Below are 17,861 nucleotides of genomic sequence, written 5' to 3'. Positions count from 1 at the left end.
CGGAATTGGTAGACGCACTAGTTTCAGGTACTAGCGGGTAACTCCGTGGAGGTTCGAGTCCTCTCCTGGGCACCAAACACGACAAGCCGTTGCATGCAAATGCAGCGGCTTTTTCGTTGGCGCCCCCGACTCCCTCTGACAGTACGCAGCACATACGAAAAAAGGGAGCCCAACGGCTCCCTTTTTCTTGAGCAACGCCTCCCATCGGGGCGATATGTCGCTTACTTGCGCAGCAATTGCTTGAGCGCGGTCTGCAGGCGACGGGCAGATGCCTCATCGCTGGCACTGCCCAGCACAGTGGCCACGTCCTGACCCCAGGTCTGCTGGGGCGAAGGATCGTTGCGGCGGGTCAGCATCTGCAGCTGCAACGCACGGCGTGCCGCCAGTTGATCGGCAGGAGTGTGCACATCGGCAGCCATTTCCAGGCGCAGCAGGGCCTCTGCAGCATTGCCCTTGGGCGCAGCAGCCACAGCACCGGACCAGGAAGAGCGCACAGGCGCCGTCACCTTGCTGCCCAGTTGCTGAGCCGATGGCAGCTGCGCAGCATCACGAGCCTGCCAGGCACCGAGCAGTTGAGTCAGCGCTTCGCCGTGCGCCTGGGTCGCCAGCTTGCGCAGAGCCTCCTGGGCATGCTCCACGGCATCACGCTGGGCACGGAAGGCTGAATCGGCCAGACGCGGTCCGCGCTCCTCGCGCGTGAACTCGCGACGGCCGCGGCCGGCATCGCGGCTGTCGCGACCATCACGGCCACCGCGCTCGCCACGCGCTGCATCGCGGCCACGGCCGCCATCCTTGCGATCGCCAGGACGACCACCTGCAGCAGTTGCCGCCTCCTTCCTCATGCCAGGGCGGTCATCGCCACGCACGGCCACCACGGGGCGTGCCGGCTTGGCCACTGCAGCGGCTTCGCTCGCTTGCGCCTCAACAGCTTCAGACGCTTGCTCTGCCTGGCCCTGGGGCTGGTTTTCATCGGACTTGGCGGGCTGAGCCTTGATGGCTGCTTCGAGCTCGGCCAGCGCTGCGTGGATCTTTTGCGCATCGCCGCTGGCATTGGCCGCCTCGACCGCCTTGGACGCATCCAGCACCCGACGATCATGCTCGGACAACTCAACCGCCACCTGGCTGCGACCACCACGCTCCACGCTCTTGCGATTGAAGGCATCGTCCAGCGGCTTGCGGAATGCATCCCAGAGCTTTTGCTCGTGCTTGCGATCCAGCGGCACCACCTGGGCTTCGGCCTGCCAGCGCTGCTGCAGCGCCTTCACGGCGTCGATGCGCAGGCTGGGGGCTGCCCCCAGGGCCGTGGCTTCGTCGATCATGGCATGGCGACGCTCCAGGCTGGCCTTTTGTGCAGCCTGCAGGGGCGCTTCGGCAGCAGCCATGGCCTGCTTGAACAGGGGCTGCAGTTCGGCAAACAGCTTTTCGCCGATATGGCCGCTTTCACGCCAGCGCTCGCCGAACTGGCGCAGCGCGCGCAACATGTTCTTCCAGTCCTGGCTGGCCGCATTGCTTGCAGCCCAGGCCTTGATTTCTTCGATCAGCGCCAGACGCTGGGCCTTGGCCTGCGTGCTGTCCTGACGAATCTTGTCGTGCCAGGACTCGACCACCTTGTAGGCTGCGTTGCAGGCCTCGTCAAACTTCTTCCACAGCGCATGATTGGCCATGGCACCTTGGTCGGCCTGCTTCCATTGTTCGCGCAGGCTGCGCAGGGTTTCCTGGATCTTGCGACCACCCAGTGCCTGGCCTTCGGGACGGTTGAGCAAGGCTTCGGCCTTGGCCACCAGGTCTTCGCGCAGTTTCTCGGCCAGTTGGCGCTGCCAACCCTCGGCCTCACCGGCGGCCAACAGGGCTTCATGCACTTCGCCCACCAGCGCTTCGTCCACAAAGCGTCCATGGGCCTTGATGGCTGCGCGCATGGCTTGCACGGCTTCGGAGCCGGCCTGGCTGTTGCCAGCTGCAGTTTCTGCCTTCAGCGCCTGCAGAGCCTGACCCAGGCCAGCCTTGGCTGCTTCCACCTGCTCGGGCGTGGGCTTGCCACGGCCAGCGGCGGCTGCGCGCGGTGCGGCGGGCTTGGCCACTTCCACAGCAGCGGCTTCGGGAGGCAGACCACGGGCCACGCGGATTTCGTCGGCCCAGACGGGGACCGTGGGCAACGGCGCTGCCTCGTCGTCGGCGGCAGCCTCGGTCTGTGCCAGTGCAGACTGGAAAGCATCCCAAACCAGCGCCAGTTGTGCAGAGGCTGCTTCCAGCTGAGGCGGGAAACGGCCGTCCACGCTGCCCCAGCTGGCGTCACCGGTCAGCTCCTTGGCCTGCTCCTGCCAACGCGCGACATCGACTCCCAGGGCTTCCAGCACCGCCTTGGCATCCTTCCAGGACTTGGTGGACAGCACTTCGATGCGCTGCGCCAGCAGCAGCGCCACTTCGCGCTGCACCTGGGTGCGATGCTGCAGGTCCTCCACCGCCTTCACGCGCTCGCCCAATCGGGCCTTGAACTGCGACAGAGGCTCGCGCGACAGCGCGGCACCGGCCTTGGCGGCATCACGCTGCCAGGCAGCTGCAGCCGCGGCATCGAAGGGCTCTGCTGCCAGCAGCGCCTGAGCCTTCTCGGCCCATTCCACGGAGATTTTTTCCTGATTCGCGGTGCGACGGATTTCGTCAAGGCGTTCGCGCACGGCACGGGCAGCACTCTTGTCGCCCTTGCTCAGTTCCTTGTGAACGTCCTGGAGTTGCTCGACCGTGGGCTGAGTCGCCAACCAGTCGCGAATGCGCGCGGCGCGATCACCCGACGTCTCGGCGGAGAAAGCACCACCCGTCAATGCATCCAGCGGATGTTGCTCAGTATTCTTGGCAGAGGCCGGGTTCACTTCAGATGCATCAGACATGGTGCTGCTAGGAGAAATAGATGTCATGTAAGGGTCAGAAAATGCTTGGCAGCCAGCGCAGTCAACGCTGCAACTGGCCAGTGCCAGCCCACATGAGGGCAGACTTTCCAAGCGCAAGCCCAGGCACATGAGCACCTGGGCAAACCGGTATTTTCGCCTTTATTTAAAGGCAAGCCAAAAAATGCGAAATCGCAAGGTGTTTCGCAGCACTTTCATCACTGCGCAGACAGGCTCAACTGGGCACGTGGCGTCCAGTCCTTGTCCTGCACATCCAGCTTGGGAGCGCCCAGGAACAGGCGTTCCAGCGGCAGCTGTTGCGTGGCCAGATAGTCCCTCACAGCCACACCGCGCGCCAGCGCCAGCTCGCGCATGGCATCGTCAGGCACCTTGATGCTGGCCACCAGCAGCGCCGTCATCTGGTCTGCAGGCAGATCCTTGGCCATTCCGACCATGTTGCGGGGCTTTTTGATGTCGGCACGACCGTAAACGGCCTTGAGCAGAGCCGGACGCTCGGCATCGCTGAACTCCATCACCTCGTCGCCACTCTTGCCTTCGCGAATCACGTTGCGGCGCTTTTGGGCCAGCAGCAGACGATCCAGCTCTTCAGTCTTCCAGGCCTCCTTGTCTTCGGCCTCACGCGACTCCCCCACCACCGTCATCTTGAGTGCGGGGCGGTCGTTGAGTGCCTTGACGATCTTGGTCAGTTGCTCCCTGGCCTTGCCGTCGAGCTTGGCGCTGCCCGGCGCAAAGTTGACTGCGCCCGACTCGTCGCCACCCGAGAACGCTCCCGACAACAGCGCAAACGGCGCGGTCACGGCCTTCATGATGATGTTGCCGATCACCTTGAAGATGATGGGCGCCAGACGGAACTGCGGGTCGTTGAGCGAGCCGCTCAGAGGCACATCGAGATCGATCACGCCGTTGCGGTCGGACAGCAGGGCCACCGCCAGCTTGACGGGCAGCGATGCGGGCGCGCCCTCCACCTTGTCGCCAAAGGTCAATTGGCGCAGCACCAGCTTGTTCGATGCCGTGAGCTGCCCATCAGGCTGCACCTTGTAGTTCACATCCATATAGAGCTTGCCGCGCTCTATGCCATAGCCCGCGTATTTGATGGAATATGGCGACAGCGGCGACAGCTCCAGGTCATTCATCTGGGCGCGCACATCCAGTGCCAGAGGCTTGGCCAGCGGGTTGACCTTGCCGCTGATATCGAGCTTCGCCGTACCCTGGGCCTTGCCCTTGATTTCAAGATCGGCCATTTGCGGCTCGACCTGGCCTGCAGGAGCCTGCGAAGAGAAGGCGCTCAGACGACCGTTCAGCTCACTCAGATCGGCCGAGTAGTTGGGCTGAATGAAATAGTCGGAAAACTGCACCTTGCCGCCCGTCAGCACAATGGGCCCGACCTTGATGATGGGCGCGGGGCCGACATCTTCGGGCTTTGCGGGCTCAGCCACGGGTCTGCTGAGCTCGGGCTTCTCGCCAGCAGCCGCCTGGGCGTTCGCCTCTTCGTTCTGTGCGACGGACTGCTCGGACCTTTCGGTCTTCACGATGTCCTGCAGATTGATGCGGCCGTTGCGCTGCACGATGACGCGCGCAAAAAAGTCGCTCAGCGCGGTTTCGCGCACGCTCACCCGCAGCGGCTGAGCCGGTTGCATATTCAGGTCCAGGCCGCGCACCACCAGTGTTTTCCAGGCCAGCAAATCATCGCCAAGACCCAGGCCTGTGCGCGCAGCCAGTGCCTTGGCACGGTCTGCCGTGGAGTCATTGAGCACCGCCGTCAGCGCACCCTTGGCAGTACTGGGCTTGCCCACTTCCTCCTGCACAGGAGCCGCAAGCGTGGAGCGCACGCGCAGGTCGTTGAGCTCCACATCACCCGACACAGACAGCTGCGGCCCCTTGGCATGGGCCAGATAGTTAAGCTTGCCCCGGAAGTTGCCGTCGGCACGCACCAGATCCACATTGAGCTTGTGACCAAAATACGGCTCCAGCGCATGCAAGGGCACGGCACGGGCCTGCAACTGTCCCTGAGCCGAAACAGGGGTCAGACCCAGCTGCCCCTTGAACTGAATATGACCAGCCTGCACACGGCGACTGGCAGCTAGCTGAGCCGAGACCTCCAGCGGAGTCGGCGCTGCCTTGGCCGCCAGAGGCTCGAAAGCACCCAGGCGTATGCGCAAGGCGCTCACATCCAGCTGCACGGGCCGTGCATTCCCGCCTTGCACAGGTGCTGCATCGCGAAACTGCAGCGCACCGCCATCCACGGCAATCGCTGCCAGCTTGACCGACCAGGGCTTGCCCGGCTCCGCCTTGCTGCCCTGCGTTGCCGGCTTGGCTGCAGGCGCTGCCACGGGCAACCAACGCTCGTACATCCAGTGCCCTTGTGCGTCACGCAGAGCCGCGAGCTGCGGCTTCTGCACGGCAATGGCCTCCACCTGCACCTGCCGGGCAGCAAGATCGACCTGAACGCCACTGACCTTGATCTGTTCGATATTGACAGGGGCCTGCTTGTCCTGCAACTGCAGCTTGTCGGCAGTCAGCTCGGCCACCTCTGCCACGACTCCGCCCTCACCCCAGGAAATCCGGGCATCGGTATTGAGCATGGCGCTGAGTTGCGGCTTGAAATGCGCTTGCATATAGGGCTGCACCCATTGCAGCGGCATCTGCTCGAGCTTGAGATTGAGATTGCCCGCCTTGTCCGTGGATTCTCCATCCACAGCCAGCCTGGCTGCCCCCTCCATCCGGGCCTGCTCAGCCGTTTGCAAACCTGCAGTGGCCGTCAGTTGCAAAGGCGCATTCATGGGCCAGGCCAGATTCTTGGCCTGCAGCACCAAAGGAGCCAGGGTCAGCGCCGCAGGCGCCGCGCCTGTTGCGGCATCCTGCCAATGCACGATGCCACCTTCAATATCGAACTGCTGCACGCCGACGACCAGGGGCTTGCCAGGCTTTTCGGCCTTCGCATCTGCCTGGGCCGGAGTGCTGGCCTCGGCGGAGGCGGGCTCAGGCACGGCCTTCTCGAGCGGCGCTGCGGGGGCACCGGCCGGCGCATTCAACCCCAACCAGTTGATCACGCCCTGCGCATTGCGGCTGGCATGAACCTCGGGCTTGACCCAGCGCACCGATTCGAGCGCAATCTGGTTCTGCAGAGGCTGAACATTCTTGAGCTGTACCTCCAGCGCATCAAAGTTCAGCAGCGGCGCGCTCTGGCGGTCCTGCACCGCGACATTGCTCAAGGCCAGCTTGCCGCTGATGCTGACCACAGGCTGGTCTTTTTGCTCGAAGCTGATCTGCAGATCCGTGTCCAGCACGCCAGACAGAGGCTGCACGGGAACGCTGGCAGGCACATAGCCCAGATAAGGGGCCAGATCAATGTGCTCCCATTTGAGTTGCATCGCCGTCTGGCGGGTGTCGGTGAACGGCGTGCTCTCGCCCGATGTGTCGAACTTGCTGCCGTTGAGATCGAAAGCCAGATGCGGCAGCACCTTGATCTCTCGCTTGGAGGCCAGATTGCTGATGAAAGGAATGCTCAGTTGCAAGTCCTTGAGCTCGTGCTTGCGCTGCACAAACTCGTCATTGAGCTCGATACGGCCGTCGCGCACTGCAATGTTGTAGAGCGCAAAGCTCAGGGGCTTGGACGGCTCTTTGTCATCGGGCTCGGAGAGCCTGGCAATCACATCGTCGATATCGAGCTTGCCCAGTGAATGCTGGGTCAGTCGCACCACCGGCGCATCGACCTCGATCGCATCCAGCACAGGAGCGAGCCTGAACAAGGACTGCGCGCTGGCATTGATGAAGATGCGCTTGATCTGCAGTTGTGGCTCGGCGGCAGACTTCAGATCTTTCTGAGCCGCCGAGCCCTCTGGATCCGCAGTTTCAGCTACTTTTTTTATAGCCTTATCGATCACCAGTTCGTGCAAGGTGATGGACATGGCCCAGGGCGCAAACTCGATCTTGCCCACATGGACGCCGCGCCCCAGCTTCTCGGCAGCCCGTTTTTCCAGCTGGCTTTTGGCCACCCAGGGCACTACCGCCCACAGCAGCAGCCATAACAGCAAAAGAGCAAGAACAGACCAGATCAGCCGACGAAGCCAGCGATTCGATGTGAGCAAGGACATGGGCAATTGTTATTGATGCAGAGATTGAAAGCCTTCCAAGACTCTCAGGGGCGGGACCCGCCGCGCGCCCGGAACACCACTGTACCTTGAGCGCACCCTGGTGTATCTAGATTGCGCTCTATATATAGATAGAGGCAAGAGGCGTTTCCAGGGAGAAGTTTGCGCCATAGGAATGCCGACCAGAGGCAGATGAGCGCGAAAAATGCAAACAATGCGCTACAGAAAAAAGACAACGCCGGAAATGACAAAGCCCGGAAGTGGCGAAACCGACTTCCGGGCTTTACGGCCGGTACCAGACCGGGCCGTTTTTCGCGGATCAAGGAGGGTGTGGTCCTTGCCGCTGGAAGCAACGATTGCTCCCTTTTGTGCCTCAAGCGAAGATAAAGAGCAAGTGCCAACAACCCATGGAATCAAAGGCCTCGGCGGAGTTTGCTTTTCCTTTCCTTTGGCAAGCACCTGCAACGTGCAGGCAGATTCACTATATCTGTGCTCGCGTAGGGCTACCAGGCTTTTTGCACTTTATTTCGCCTTGATGACAAATAAAACGATGTGAGCGTATACACCTCTTGAATCCGTGATTTTTTGCTGTAATTTTTTGAGCAAGCTGTACATTCATACAGTTTTTATATAATTTTAAAATCTAAAGAGTATTTTTGTTAGTGTTGACTGAATATTTAGAGCGCTTCTAGAATCCGCCAGCGCTCGAAATGAGCGTTTTTTGTTTCCGCTGCCTCACGACTGAGCAGACCGATCGGCGCCCCAAGGGGCGCTTTTAATCGGCCCGCAGCAAACCTCATCGGCCAGTTGTCCTGGTTGCACCGCGAGATTGATCCGGTGCGACCTCGGGCGATAGCCAAGAAAGGACAAGCTATGCCAGCGTCAGGAAAATTAATCGCCTCTGCGCGAACGTTGGGCCATAAGACGGCCCACGGTTTTCTTGCTCTTACTCACAACGGTTTCGCCCTGCTGGGCTTGGCCGTGGCCATTTCGGCCCTGATTCTGATCTCTCGTCCGGACCTGCGTCTGGCCGGTGCAACCGAGCTGCGCGAGTGGCTCGACACACGCCTGCCCGCCAGCACCGTGGTGGCTGCCGCCGAAGTGGAGGAAGCCCCTGCTTCCGCCAACATCGTCGTCGCCAGCGACCGCGCCACGGCCGTCAACCCCAAGAACCTGCCCAAGGAGCAGGCGGCTGTGGCCTACTGGCTCAGCAAAAAATACCGGGTGGCGCCCGAGCCGATTGCCGCCCTGGTCAGCGAAGCCTATGTCCAGGGCAAAGCCAACAAGCTGGATCCGACGCTGATTCTGGCCATCATGGCCATTGAATCGAGCTTCAACCCGTTTGCCCAAAGTTCGGTCGGTGCCCAGGGCCTGATGCAGGTGATGACTTCCGTGCACACCGACAAGTACGAAAGCTTTGGCGGCCAGCACGCGGCCTTCGACCCAGTGACCAATCTCAAGGTCGGCGTCAAGGTGCTCAAGGAATGCATTGCCCGCGCCGGCTCCATCGAGGGTGGCCTGCGCTACTACGTGGGTGCAGCCAATCTTCCTTCGGACGGCGGCTATGCTGCCAAGGTGCTTGCCGAACACCAGCGCCTGCGCCAGGGCGTGGGCCTGCAGGCCAGCCCGCTAATGACGGCCAAGTCCGACGAAGCCACCAAGGTCTCTCACGCTCAGCAAGTGGCACTGGCCAATTCCAACCTCTAAGCGACAGACCCCTGCATTTCTCAAGCTGGCTCCGGCCAGCTTTTTTTATGCCCCGGCCAGGTCCTTCGGGAAAAACGGGCATAGGTTCTTCAGCCATGCCAGCTCAGCTACACTAGCGGGTGTACGCAACTGGCGATAGGCGCAGAATTTTCTGCCGCTGACGTGGAATCCGGCAGACTGCAAGGTCTGTGAACCACCGGGGAGCGTACCGCCCAGAGCCGCAGCGACTGCAGCCTGCAAGCGTTTCAGCCGTTCGCCTGGGCAGCCCTTGGCCTCAAGGGAATTTCTAAGTTCACAGGACTGCCATGTTTCAACGCACCGATACCGTCGCGAAAGTCGACCCCGAACTGTTTGCAGCTATTGAAGCTGAAAACCATCGCCAGCAAGAGCACATCGAGCTGATTGCCAGCGAGAACTACTGCTCGCCCGCCGTGATGGAAGCCCAGGGCTCCCAGCTGACCAACAAGTACGCCGAAGGCTACCCCGGCAAGCGCTACTACGGTGGCTGCGAGCATGTGGACGTGGTCGAGCAACTGGCCATTGACCGCATCAAGCAGATCTTTGGCGCCGAAGCCGCCAATGTGCAACCCAATTCCGGCTCCCAGGCCAACCAGGCTGTGCTGATGGCTTTCGCCAAGCCAGGCGACACCATTCTGGGCATGAGCCTGGCCGAAGGCGGTCACCTGACCCACGGCATGGCGCTGAACATGTCCGGCAAATGGTTCAAGGCCGTTTCCTACGGTCTGAATGCCGACGAAGCCATCGACTACGACAAGCTCGAAGAGCTGGCCCGCGAGCACAAGCCCCGCATCATCGTGGCTGGTGCTTCCGCCTATGCCCTGCGCATCGACTTCGAGCGCTTCGCCAAGATCGCCAAGGAAGTCGGCGCCATCTTCTGGGTGGACATGGCCCACTATGCCGGCCTGATCGCCGCAGGCGTGTACCCCAACCCCGTGCCCCACGCCGACGTGGTCACCACCACAACCCACAAGAGCCTGCGCGGCCCTCGTGGCGGCGTGATCCTGATGAAGGCCGAGCACGAGAAAGCCATCAACAGCGCCATCTTCCCCGGCCTGCAAGGCGGCCCCCTGATGCATGTCATCGCAGGCAAGGCCGTGGCGTTCAAGGAAGCCCTGACTCCCGAGTTCAAGGCCTACCAGGAACAGGTCGTGAACAACGCCAAGGTGTTTGCCGAAACGCTGACCGAGCGCGGTCTGCGCATCGTCTCCGGCCGCACCGAAAGCCACGTGATGCTGGTGGACCTGCGCGCCAAGGGCATTACCGGCAAGGCTGCCGAAGCGGCCCTGGGTCTGGCTCACATCACCGTGAACAAGAACGCCATCCCCAACGACCCCGAGAAGCCTTTCGTGACCAGCGGCATCCGTATCGGCACGCCCGCCATGACCACCCGTGGTTTCGGCGAGGAAGAAGCCCGCATCACTGCCAATCTGGTGGCTGACGTGCTGGACAAGCCCGAAGACGAAGCCAATCTGGCCGCCGTGCGCGCCAAGGTGGCCGAGCTGACCGCCAAGTTCCCTGTCTACAGCAAGTAATTCCTGCTGCGCTGAGCTGTCATGAAGTGCCCCTTCTGCAACCATCCGGACACGCAAGTGGTTGAAACCCGCGAGTCCGAGGACGGGGGCTTCATTCGCCGCCGCCGCCGCTGCGGCGGCTGCGACAAGCGCTTCACGACCTACGAGCGCCCCGAGGTCAGCTTTCCGACCGTGGTCAAGAGAGACGGCCGCCGTATCGAATACGAGCGCGCCAAGCTGCAAGGCTCTTTTCAGATCGCGCTGCGCAAGCGCCCCGTGAGCACCGAACTCATAGATGCCGCCATAGAGCGAATCGAGGACAGGCTGCTCAATCTGGGCCAGCGCGAAATCGATTCCAGCCGCCTCGGCGAGCTGGTGATGGATGAACTCAAGGGCCTGGACAAGGTCGGCTATATCCGGTTTGCCAGCGTGTACCGCAGCTTCGAGGATGTGGACGACTTCAAGAACATCATGGATGAGGTTCGCAGCCCCAAGGCCAAGGCCGCCAAAAAGCCCTAGGCCTGGCCCTGACCGCCATGCCATGCCATGCCATGCCATGCCATGCCATGCCAAAAGCCACCCTCGGGTGGCTTTTGTTTTGCGCGATTGACGGCAAGCGTTTGCTATGAAATCATGAGCTTCATACGCATTATTTCAATGGGAATCAAATAGATATCTATCTTGTTTCCTTAATGAACGCGCGTAATACGCTCCTTTAAAGGTAGCGCCATCGGCCCGCTGCGGCTTTGTTCGCGTACATGCTCGGCCAGGGCATCCAGATCCGGCATGCCACCCACCACGTCGATGCCTTGCGTGAAAATGCTGAAGTTGTCGCCGCCGCTGCCCAGATAGCTTTGCAGTCCCACGCGGTAGCGCTGTGACATCTCGAGCAATCGACCGTTGAGGCGCAACTCGCTCACGCGCCGACCCGCGGGCTGGCTGCGGTCAAAGCGGTAGCTGAAGCCCTCGGACACCTGCAGAATGCGCGGCGCATTCACGGTGTTGCTGCCACTGTCGAACTGCTGCTCCAGCGCCTGGCGAATCTGCTCGCCCGTCAGACTCATCACCATCAGCGTATTGCCGAACGGCTGAACGCGGAACAACTGTCCATAGCTCACGCTGCCGTCGGCCGCAGGCAGCAGGTCGGCGCGCACACCGCCGGGGTTCACAAAGGCCAGTTGCGCCCCACCCGCTGAGGCATCGCGCGTGGCCGCGAGTATGGCGTCGGCCACGATGCGCCCCATCACGCTTTCGCCATTGGCTTGCGGCATGCGGCTGACAGGTCCGGCAAGCCTGCCTGCAACGGCCTCGGCCAGCGGCCTGGCCGCAGCCTTGTAACGAGCAACCAGCGCCGCCACTTCGGCATCGGCATCAAAGACTACAAACTCGGGCTGCAAGCTCACCATGCCGCCAACGCTGCGATAGCCCTCGCCCTGCACGATGGTCTGGTGCGCCGATTTGCGGCTCACGCGGCCGGTGCGCGCATCCACCGAGAGCCGGATTTCGGTCAGCAGCGTGCCGTACTGGCCGGCGCTGGTCAGCAAAAAGGGCTTGCGGGGATTCACCCTGGCGTAATCGCAGATATAGGAGCGATGGGTGTGACCGGAAATCACCACATCGATCTCGCTGGAGAGCTGCTCCAGAATCGGCACGATGGCACCGGACAGGCCTTGGCAGCTATCGTCCTGCAGGCCCGAAGTGGTGGCCCCGCCCTCATGGATCAGCAGCACGATCACATCGGCGCCCTGCGCACGCAGCTGTGGAATCAGCGCATTGGCAGTCTGTGCCTCGTCGGCAAACCTCAGCCCCCTGACCCCGCTGGGCCGCACCATATGCGGCGTGTTCCTGAGCGTCATGCCGATGAAGCCCACGCCTATGCGCAGACCGTCTTGCTCGAAGAACTTCACCCCGGTCGCCGGAAACAGCGGCCGACCGTCTTCACGTAGCGTATTGGCCGCGAGAAACGGGAACTGCGCACCCCTGAAAGGCTGGCTGATCTGACATGGCTGCTTGCTGGTGAACTTCTCGCAGCCCCCATGCTGCATGCGCAGCAGCTCGGCCACGCCCTGGTCGTATTCGTGATTGCCGGTGGCCGCGAAGTCCACCCGCATGAGGTTGAGCACCTCTATCGTCGGCTCATCGAGAAACAGCGCGGAGACCATGGGCGAGGCCCCGATCATGTCCCCGGCCGTGACCAGCGCCACATGGCGGCTGGCCTGGCGGCGCTGGGCGATGGCCCGGGCCATGTAGGCAACGCCACCAGCGGGCACGGCAATGTTCTGTCCCTGCGCGTTCTGGGCCGTCACGGCCAGTCCGGGCGGCTCCAGATGGCCGTGCAGGTCATTGAAGCCCAGCACGGTGATCTCCATGCTGGCAGGCCTTGTCACACCACCGCTGCATGCGCTCAAGCCCAATGCGAGCAGCGCAGCGCAGAGAGGAGCGGAGACCTTGCGAAAAGCACAACGCCAGTCTGGCGACAGGGCGCGAGACTGGCGTTGATCCGGTTTTTTGTCAGTTGCAACCATCAGACTCTCCTGAGTCAGAGGTTTTAACGCACAAAAAGGTCTAGGTGATGTCAGCTGGCCGAGGCAGGAATCGGAGCCAGGCCGGAATCCACATCGGCATTCTGCGCACGGTGACGCAGCGCATGGTCCATCACCACCAGCGCCAGCAGCGCCTCGGCAATCGGCGCAGCGCGGATGCCCACGCAGGGGTCGTGGCGCCCCTTGGTGATGACTTCCGTGCTCTGGCCGTGCACGTCTATGGACTCACGCGGCGTGATGATGGAGCTGGTGGGCTTGATGCCGATGCGCACTTCCAGATCCTGGCCGGTGCTGATGCCGCCCACGATGCCGCCCGCGTTATTGCTGCGGAAACCCTCGGGGCTCAGCGAATCGCCATGCGTGGTGCCGCGCTGGGCCACGCTGTCAAAGCCCGCGCCGATCTCCACGGCCTTGACGGCGTTCAGACCCATCATGGCGTAGGCGATGTCGGCGTCCAGGCGGTCATACAGGGGCTGGCCCAGGCCGACTGGCATATTGCTGGCGTTCACACGCAGCGCCGCGCCGCAGGAATCGCCGCTCTTGCGCAGCTGCTCCATGTATTCCTCGAAGCGGCTCACATCGGCCACGGGCGCGAAAAAGGGGTTGTTCGGCACATGCTCCCAGCTCTCGAAACCTATGGGCAGCTCGCCGATCTGGGTCATGCAGGCGCGGAACTCGGTGCCGAACTTTTCCTTGAGCCACTTCTTGGCCACGGCACCCGCAGCCACGGTGGGCGCCGTCAGGCGTGCCGAGGAGCGACCGCCGCCGCGCGGATCACGGATGCCATACTTCTGGAAATAGGCATAGTCGGCATGACCGGGACGAAAGCTCTGTGCGATATTGGAGTAATCCTTGCTGCGCTGGTCAGTGTTGCGGATCAGCAGCGCAATCGGCGTGCCCGTGGTCTTGCCTTCATAGACGCCGGAGAGAATCTCCACGGCATCGGGCTCGTTGCGCTGCGTGACGAACTTGCTGGTGCCGGGGCGGCGTCGATCCAGATCATGCTGGATGTCCGCCTCGCTCAAGGCCATGCCCGGAGGGCAGCCGTCAATCACACAGCCAATGGCCGGACCGTGGGACTCACCGAAATTGGTGACCGTGAAAATTGTGCCGAAGGTATTGCCGCTCATAGGCTGCCGATTATCGTTGAAGTGATGATTGACGGCTGCACACTGTCCTGCCTAAAGTCTTTTCACCATGCTCAAACTTGCGTTTATTCTGGCCTCGGCCCTGGTGTCCGTGGTGATCGGCGGCGTCGGCGGTCTGCTGTTCTTCGAATTTGCACCGTCGCGCTGCGCGGGCCAGTATGCCTGCGGCTACGGCAAGGCCGTGATCGGCATGATGGTGGGCCTGGGTGTCGCCTTGCTGTGCTTTGTGGGGCTGCTGCTCAAGGGTCTGCGCAAGGCAAAGCCGCCAACGACTATATTGCAGAGCCCGCACAGCCCAGCTGACCGACAGCCATAAGGCAGCGCTGCGTCGCCTGCAGAGCACATCAGGCTGGAGATGAAAAACCCCGCCTCAGCGGGGTCTGCAGCAAAAGCTGGCTTATTCGGCGCCCTGGCGCTCGCCTTCGGGCCAGTCGCGGATATAGGCCTTGAGCATGCGGTTCTCGAAGTTCTGGCTGTCCACCACGGCCTTGGCCACGTCATACAGCGAGATCACGCCCATCAGCATGCGCTTGTCCATCACGGGCATGTAGCGCGCATGGCGGTCCAGCATCATGCGGCGCACCTCGTCCATATCGGTTTCCATGGTGCAGGTCATGGGCGCGTCGTCCATGGCGCCGCGCACGGAGATGTTCTCCACGCCGCCGGTCTTCACAAAACCCTGAATCACTTCGCGGAAGGTGAGCATGCCCACCACATCGCCGTGATCCATCACGACCAGCGAGCCAATGTCCTTCTCCGACATCACCTGCACCGCCGCGGCCAGGCTTTCGTCGGGCGACACCGTGTACAGGGTATTGCCTTTGACGCGCAGGATGTCACTAACTTTCATTGCTGTTCTCCGAATCTGTTTGGCACGCTGTGGCAGCTTTTGTCCTGCATGTGTCAGCACATGCGGCATCGCTTTGCACAGAATGCAGGTGCGTGCACAAATATAGCCCACAATGGCTTGCATTGAGAAAAACTAAATCAATGACGAAACATATGAATTTCCACATATTCATTCGTCTATCCGACCAAATCGATATTTGATTGTGTGCTCGATCACACATTGCGTCGATCAAAACCAGCCATGGAGACAAAACATGCCCGGCTACTCTGACCCCGGCTTTGACACCCTGAGCCTGCATGCAGGCGCCCAGCCCGACCCCGCCACCGGCGCACGTGCCGTACCCATCCACCTGACCACGTCCTTTGTCTTCGAATCCAGCGACCACGCGGCCAGCCTGTTCAATCTGGAGCGCCCCGGCCACGTCTACAGCCGCATCTCCAACCCCACCAATGCAGTGCTCGAGCAACGCGTCTCGGCCCTGGAAGGCGGCGTGGGCGCGATTGCCGTGGCCAGCGGCCAGGCGGCGCTGCACCTGTCGATTGCCACGCTGATGGGCGCGGGCAGCCATATCGTGGCCAGCACGGCCCTGTATGGCGGCTCGCAGAACCTGCTGCACTACACGCTGGCGCGCTTCGGCATAGAGACTACCTTCGTCAAGCCAGGCGACATCGATGGCTGGAAGGCTGCGGTGCGCCCCAACACCAAGCTGTTCTTTGGCGAGACCGTGGGCAACCCCGGACTCGATGTGCTGGACATTCCCACGGTCAGCCAGATCGCCCACGAAGCCGGCGTGCCGCTGCTGGTGGACTCGACGCTGACCTCGCCCTGGCTGATCAAGCCTTTCGAGCATGGCGCGGACATCGTCTACCACTCGGCCACCAAGTTTCTGTCCGGCCACGGCACGGTGATTGGCGGCATCGTCGTCGATGGCGGCAGCTTCGACTGGGAAAAATCGGGGCGCTTTCCCGAGCTAACCCAGCCCTATGACGGTTTTCACAATATGGTATTCAGCGAGGAGTCCACCACCGGTGCCTTTTTGCTGCGCGCGCGCCGCGAAGGCCTGCGTGACTTCGGTGCCTGCATGAGCCCGCACAGCGCCTGGCTGATCCTGCAAGGCATAGAGACCCTGCCGCTGCGCATGGAGCGCCATATGCGCAACACCGAGAAAGTGGTGCAGTTCCTCGCCAGCCACCCGCTGGTCAGTCGCGTGGGCCACCCTATGCTGGAGACCCATGCCTCGCACGCTCTGGCCAGGAAGCTGCTGCCGCGCGGCGCAGGCTCCGTGTTCAGCTTTGACATTGCGGGCAACCGCAACCAGGGCAAGAAGTTCATCGAGACGCTGAAGGTCTTCAGCCATCTGGCCAATGTGGGCGACTGCCGCTCTCTCGTGATCCATCCCGCCAGCACCACGCATTTCCGCATGAGCGACGAGGCCCTGGCTCAGGCAGGTATCGGCCAGGGAACAATACGGCTGTCCATCGGCCTGGAAGATGCCGACGACCTGATCGACGACCTCAAGCGCGCACTGAAGGCGGCCGAGAAAGCCGCCTGAGAGACCTGAACAACCATGGTTGCCACAACTTCTGCATCGCTGGACTGGAAGCAGTTTGAACAGACTTTATTCAGCATCTACTGGCAAGATGCTCAGGCGTTCCTGGCCGCGAACCCTCAAGAAAGCATCTACGCACTGGCACTGAACGGCCTGTACCGCGAGCAGGACGGCCCCATTTACCTGCCCACGCTGTCTGCCAATAGCGAGCAGGCCTATTCACAAATGGTGAATGTCCCCGAGTCGCAGGGTCGCTTGTCCGAATTCGACCTGGATACCGGCCAGTTGGGCAGTCTGCGCTGGAACCCGCCGGATTGGGAATGGGAGGAGCTGGATTCGGCCTCGGACTCTCAGGAGCTGGAGCAACTGGAGCAAGCCTTGCTGGCCGAGGCCAATAAAAGCACGCCTGCCCACTGGTTGCGTACCGAGGCGCATCTGATCAAGGCGCTGACCCGCATCTGCAAGCAACTGACCAAAGCCTGCCAAAAATCGCCCTGGTCCAGCCAGCTCACTCCAGAGTTTGCGGTGCTGATCTACGTGGAAGACACTCAGGAATGCGAAGCCATGGCACGCGAGAGCATGGGGGAGGCGCGCTTTCTTGCATTGTTTCCCAGCCATGACCAGCAAGCGCAAAGACGCGCCAGAGTTGCCGCGCTCTCCCCCGCTCAACAGCTGCAATACCATCTGAGCTGTCTTGAAGGTATCGGGTGCCCGGAACTGGGACTGAGCCGCAAAGAGGCGCAATTGCTGGGCGAAGAGGCCGAGACTGCGCTGCTTGTCATGGATCACAGCCAGGTGGCTCATGCGCTGCTGCCCATGCTGACTCGGCCTGGCAAACAGTGGCGTGCGGCCATGTTGCTGGCCCAGATGGCTTACCGGGACGAACAGGTACTGACTGCACTGCGTCAGCAGGTTCAGGCCCCCGTCCACAGCCCCAGGGAAGAAAGCGAGCGAGGCTGGTGCGCCAGTGCCTTGGGGTCGCTAGGTGACCAGGAATGGCTGCAGCAGCAAATAGGCGCCACGGCCGTGCCTGTGGACAGCATCGCGCAAGGCATTGCCTACCCCTACCGCGCCTGGAACAGCAAGCCAGGAACCACGGCCCTGCACCTTGACTACGCGCCACTGGAGCGGGCACTGAACCTCAAGCATCCGGCCTTGACCCGGGCGCTGAATGAAGAGCTATCACCCGGAACCGGCTATTGCAGCCTTAGGGTTGAGGATTTGGAGCAAGCCCTGCTCGCTCTGCAGTCCGTTCACGCTCTGGTGCGCGTTCATGCGGCTTGCATCATGGGAGAGCGAAGCCTTGGGACCGCCGCGGGCAGGCGCATCACTCCTGTACTGGCACAAGCCCTGAGTCACGACCGCAACGAAGGCGTACGTTATCAGGCCATGCTGGGCCTGCGGTATTGGAAAAAAGCCGGCACAGCGCAGCGCGCCACGATTGAGCATGCCGCTGAACACGATGCCAGTGACCACATACGCGAACTGGCTCAGCAATGGCTGAATGAACACTGCTGAGTCACAAAGAACAGAACCGGAGA

12 protein-coding genes and 1 riboswitch are annotated in these 17,861 nt (G+C 61.9%); of the genes, 7 read left to right on the top strand and 5 right to left on the bottom strand.

All coding sequences use genetic code 11. From position 1 onward, the window contains the following. Nucleotides 1-221: 221 nt before the first annotated feature. Nucleotides 222-2,882, bottom strand: coding sequence for a DUF349 domain-containing protein (locus ACWGXF_RS07640; protein WP_452101822.1), 2,661 nt, complete (start codon nt 2,880-2,882; stop codon nt 222-224). A gap of 215 nt (nt 2,883-3,097) precedes the next feature. Next, nucleotides 3,098-6,994 carry a DUF748 domain-containing protein gene (locus tag ACWGXF_RS07635; RefSeq protein WP_256630934.1) on the bottom strand — a complete coding sequence of 1,299 codons (3,897 nt, stop codon included), beginning with the start codon at nt 6,992-6,994 and terminating at the stop codon, nt 3,098-3,100. A 202-nt stretch (nt 6,995-7,196) separates the two neighbouring features. On the opposite strand from ACWGXF_RS07635, the gene ACWGXF_RS07630 reads away from it, so the two are divergent. The 4 genes from ACWGXF_RS07630 (at nt 7,197) to nrdR (ending at nt 10,749) form a co-directional block, all read left to right on the top strand. After that, nucleotides 7,197-7,547 (top strand): hypothetical protein, encoded by a 351-nt coding sequence (locus ACWGXF_RS07630; protein ID WP_144267326.1) that lies wholly within the window; start codon nt 7,197-7,199, stop codon nt 7,545-7,547. A gap of 317 nt (nt 7,548-7,864) precedes the next feature. Continuing rightward, nucleotides 7,865-8,698 (top strand): lytic transglycosylase domain-containing protein, encoded by an 834-nt coding sequence (locus ACWGXF_RS07625; protein ID WP_034359288.1) that lies wholly within the window; start codon nt 7,865-7,867, stop codon nt 8,696-8,698. Nucleotides 8,699-8,813: 115 nt separating this feature from the next. Further along, nucleotides 8,814-8,968: riboswitch (ZMP/ZTP riboswitch) on the top strand. Between the two features lie 35 nt (nt 8,969-9,003). Beyond that, nucleotides 9,004-10,251, top strand: a complete 1,248-nt coding sequence (gene glyA / locus ACWGXF_RS07620; RefSeq protein WP_012839137.1) for a serine hydroxymethyltransferase — start codon at nt 9,004-9,006, stop codon at nt 10,249-10,251. A 21-nt stretch (nt 10,252-10,272) separates the two neighbouring features. Beyond that, entirely contained in the window at nt 10,273-10,749 is a 477-nt protein-coding gene (gene nrdR, locus ACWGXF_RS07615) for a transcriptional regulator NrdR (RefSeq protein WP_003053388.1), read from the top strand. Nucleotides 10,750-10,919: 170 nt separating this feature from the next. Here the strand turns inward: nrdR and ACWGXF_RS07610 are convergent, their stop codons facing one another. Together ACWGXF_RS07610 and aroC are read right to left on the bottom strand one after the other, a co-directional pair. Beyond that, entirely contained in the window at nt 10,920-12,755 is a 1,836-nt protein-coding gene (locus ACWGXF_RS07610) for a bifunctional metallophosphatase/5'-nucleotidase (protein ID WP_256630935.1), read from the bottom strand. Nucleotides 12,756-12,805: 50 nt separating this feature from the next. Then, nucleotides 12,806-13,903 (bottom strand): chorismate synthase, encoded by a 1,098-nt coding sequence (gene aroC / locus ACWGXF_RS07605; RefSeq protein ID WP_003063745.1) that lies wholly within the window; start codon nt 13,901-13,903, stop codon nt 12,806-12,808. 67 nt (nt 13,904-13,970) lie between these two features. On the opposite strand from aroC, the gene ACWGXF_RS07600 reads away from it, so the two are divergent. Next, on the top strand, nt 13,971-14,237 hold the full coding sequence (locus ACWGXF_RS07600; protein WP_452101821.1) for a hypothetical protein: 267 nt from the start codon (nt 13,971-13,973) through the stop codon (nt 14,235-14,237). Nucleotides 14,238-14,318: 81 nt separating this feature from the next. Here the strand turns inward: ACWGXF_RS07600 and ACWGXF_RS07595 are convergent, their stop codons facing one another. Then, complete coding sequence (locus ACWGXF_RS07595; protein WP_003053381.1) at nt 14,319-14,771, bottom strand: CBS domain-containing protein; 453 nt, start codon at nt 14,769-14,771, stop codon at nt 14,319-14,321. A 253-nt stretch (nt 14,772-15,024) separates the two neighbouring features. On the opposite strand from ACWGXF_RS07595, the gene ACWGXF_RS07590 reads away from it, so the two are divergent. Together ACWGXF_RS07590 and ACWGXF_RS07585 are read left to right on the top strand one after the other, a co-directional pair. After that, the gene (locus ACWGXF_RS07590) at nt 15,025-16,323 is read left to right on the top strand and encodes an O-acetylhomoserine aminocarboxypropyltransferase (protein ID WP_034359293.1); all 1,299 of its coding nucleotides are present in this window, start codon (nt 15,025-15,027) and stop codon (nt 16,321-16,323) included. A 15-nt stretch (nt 16,324-16,338) separates the two neighbouring features. Beyond that, entirely contained in the window at nt 16,339-17,838 is a 1,500-nt protein-coding gene (locus ACWGXF_RS07585) for a DUF4303 domain-containing protein (RefSeq protein ID WP_256630938.1), read from the top strand. Nucleotides 17,839-17,861 lie beyond the last annotated feature (23 nt).

This window comes from Comamonas sp. HJ-2 (genome assembly GCF_053615495.1).
The sequence above is the reverse complement of the archived record's forward strand: the minus strand, read 5'-3'. Positions and strand labels throughout refer to the sequence as shown.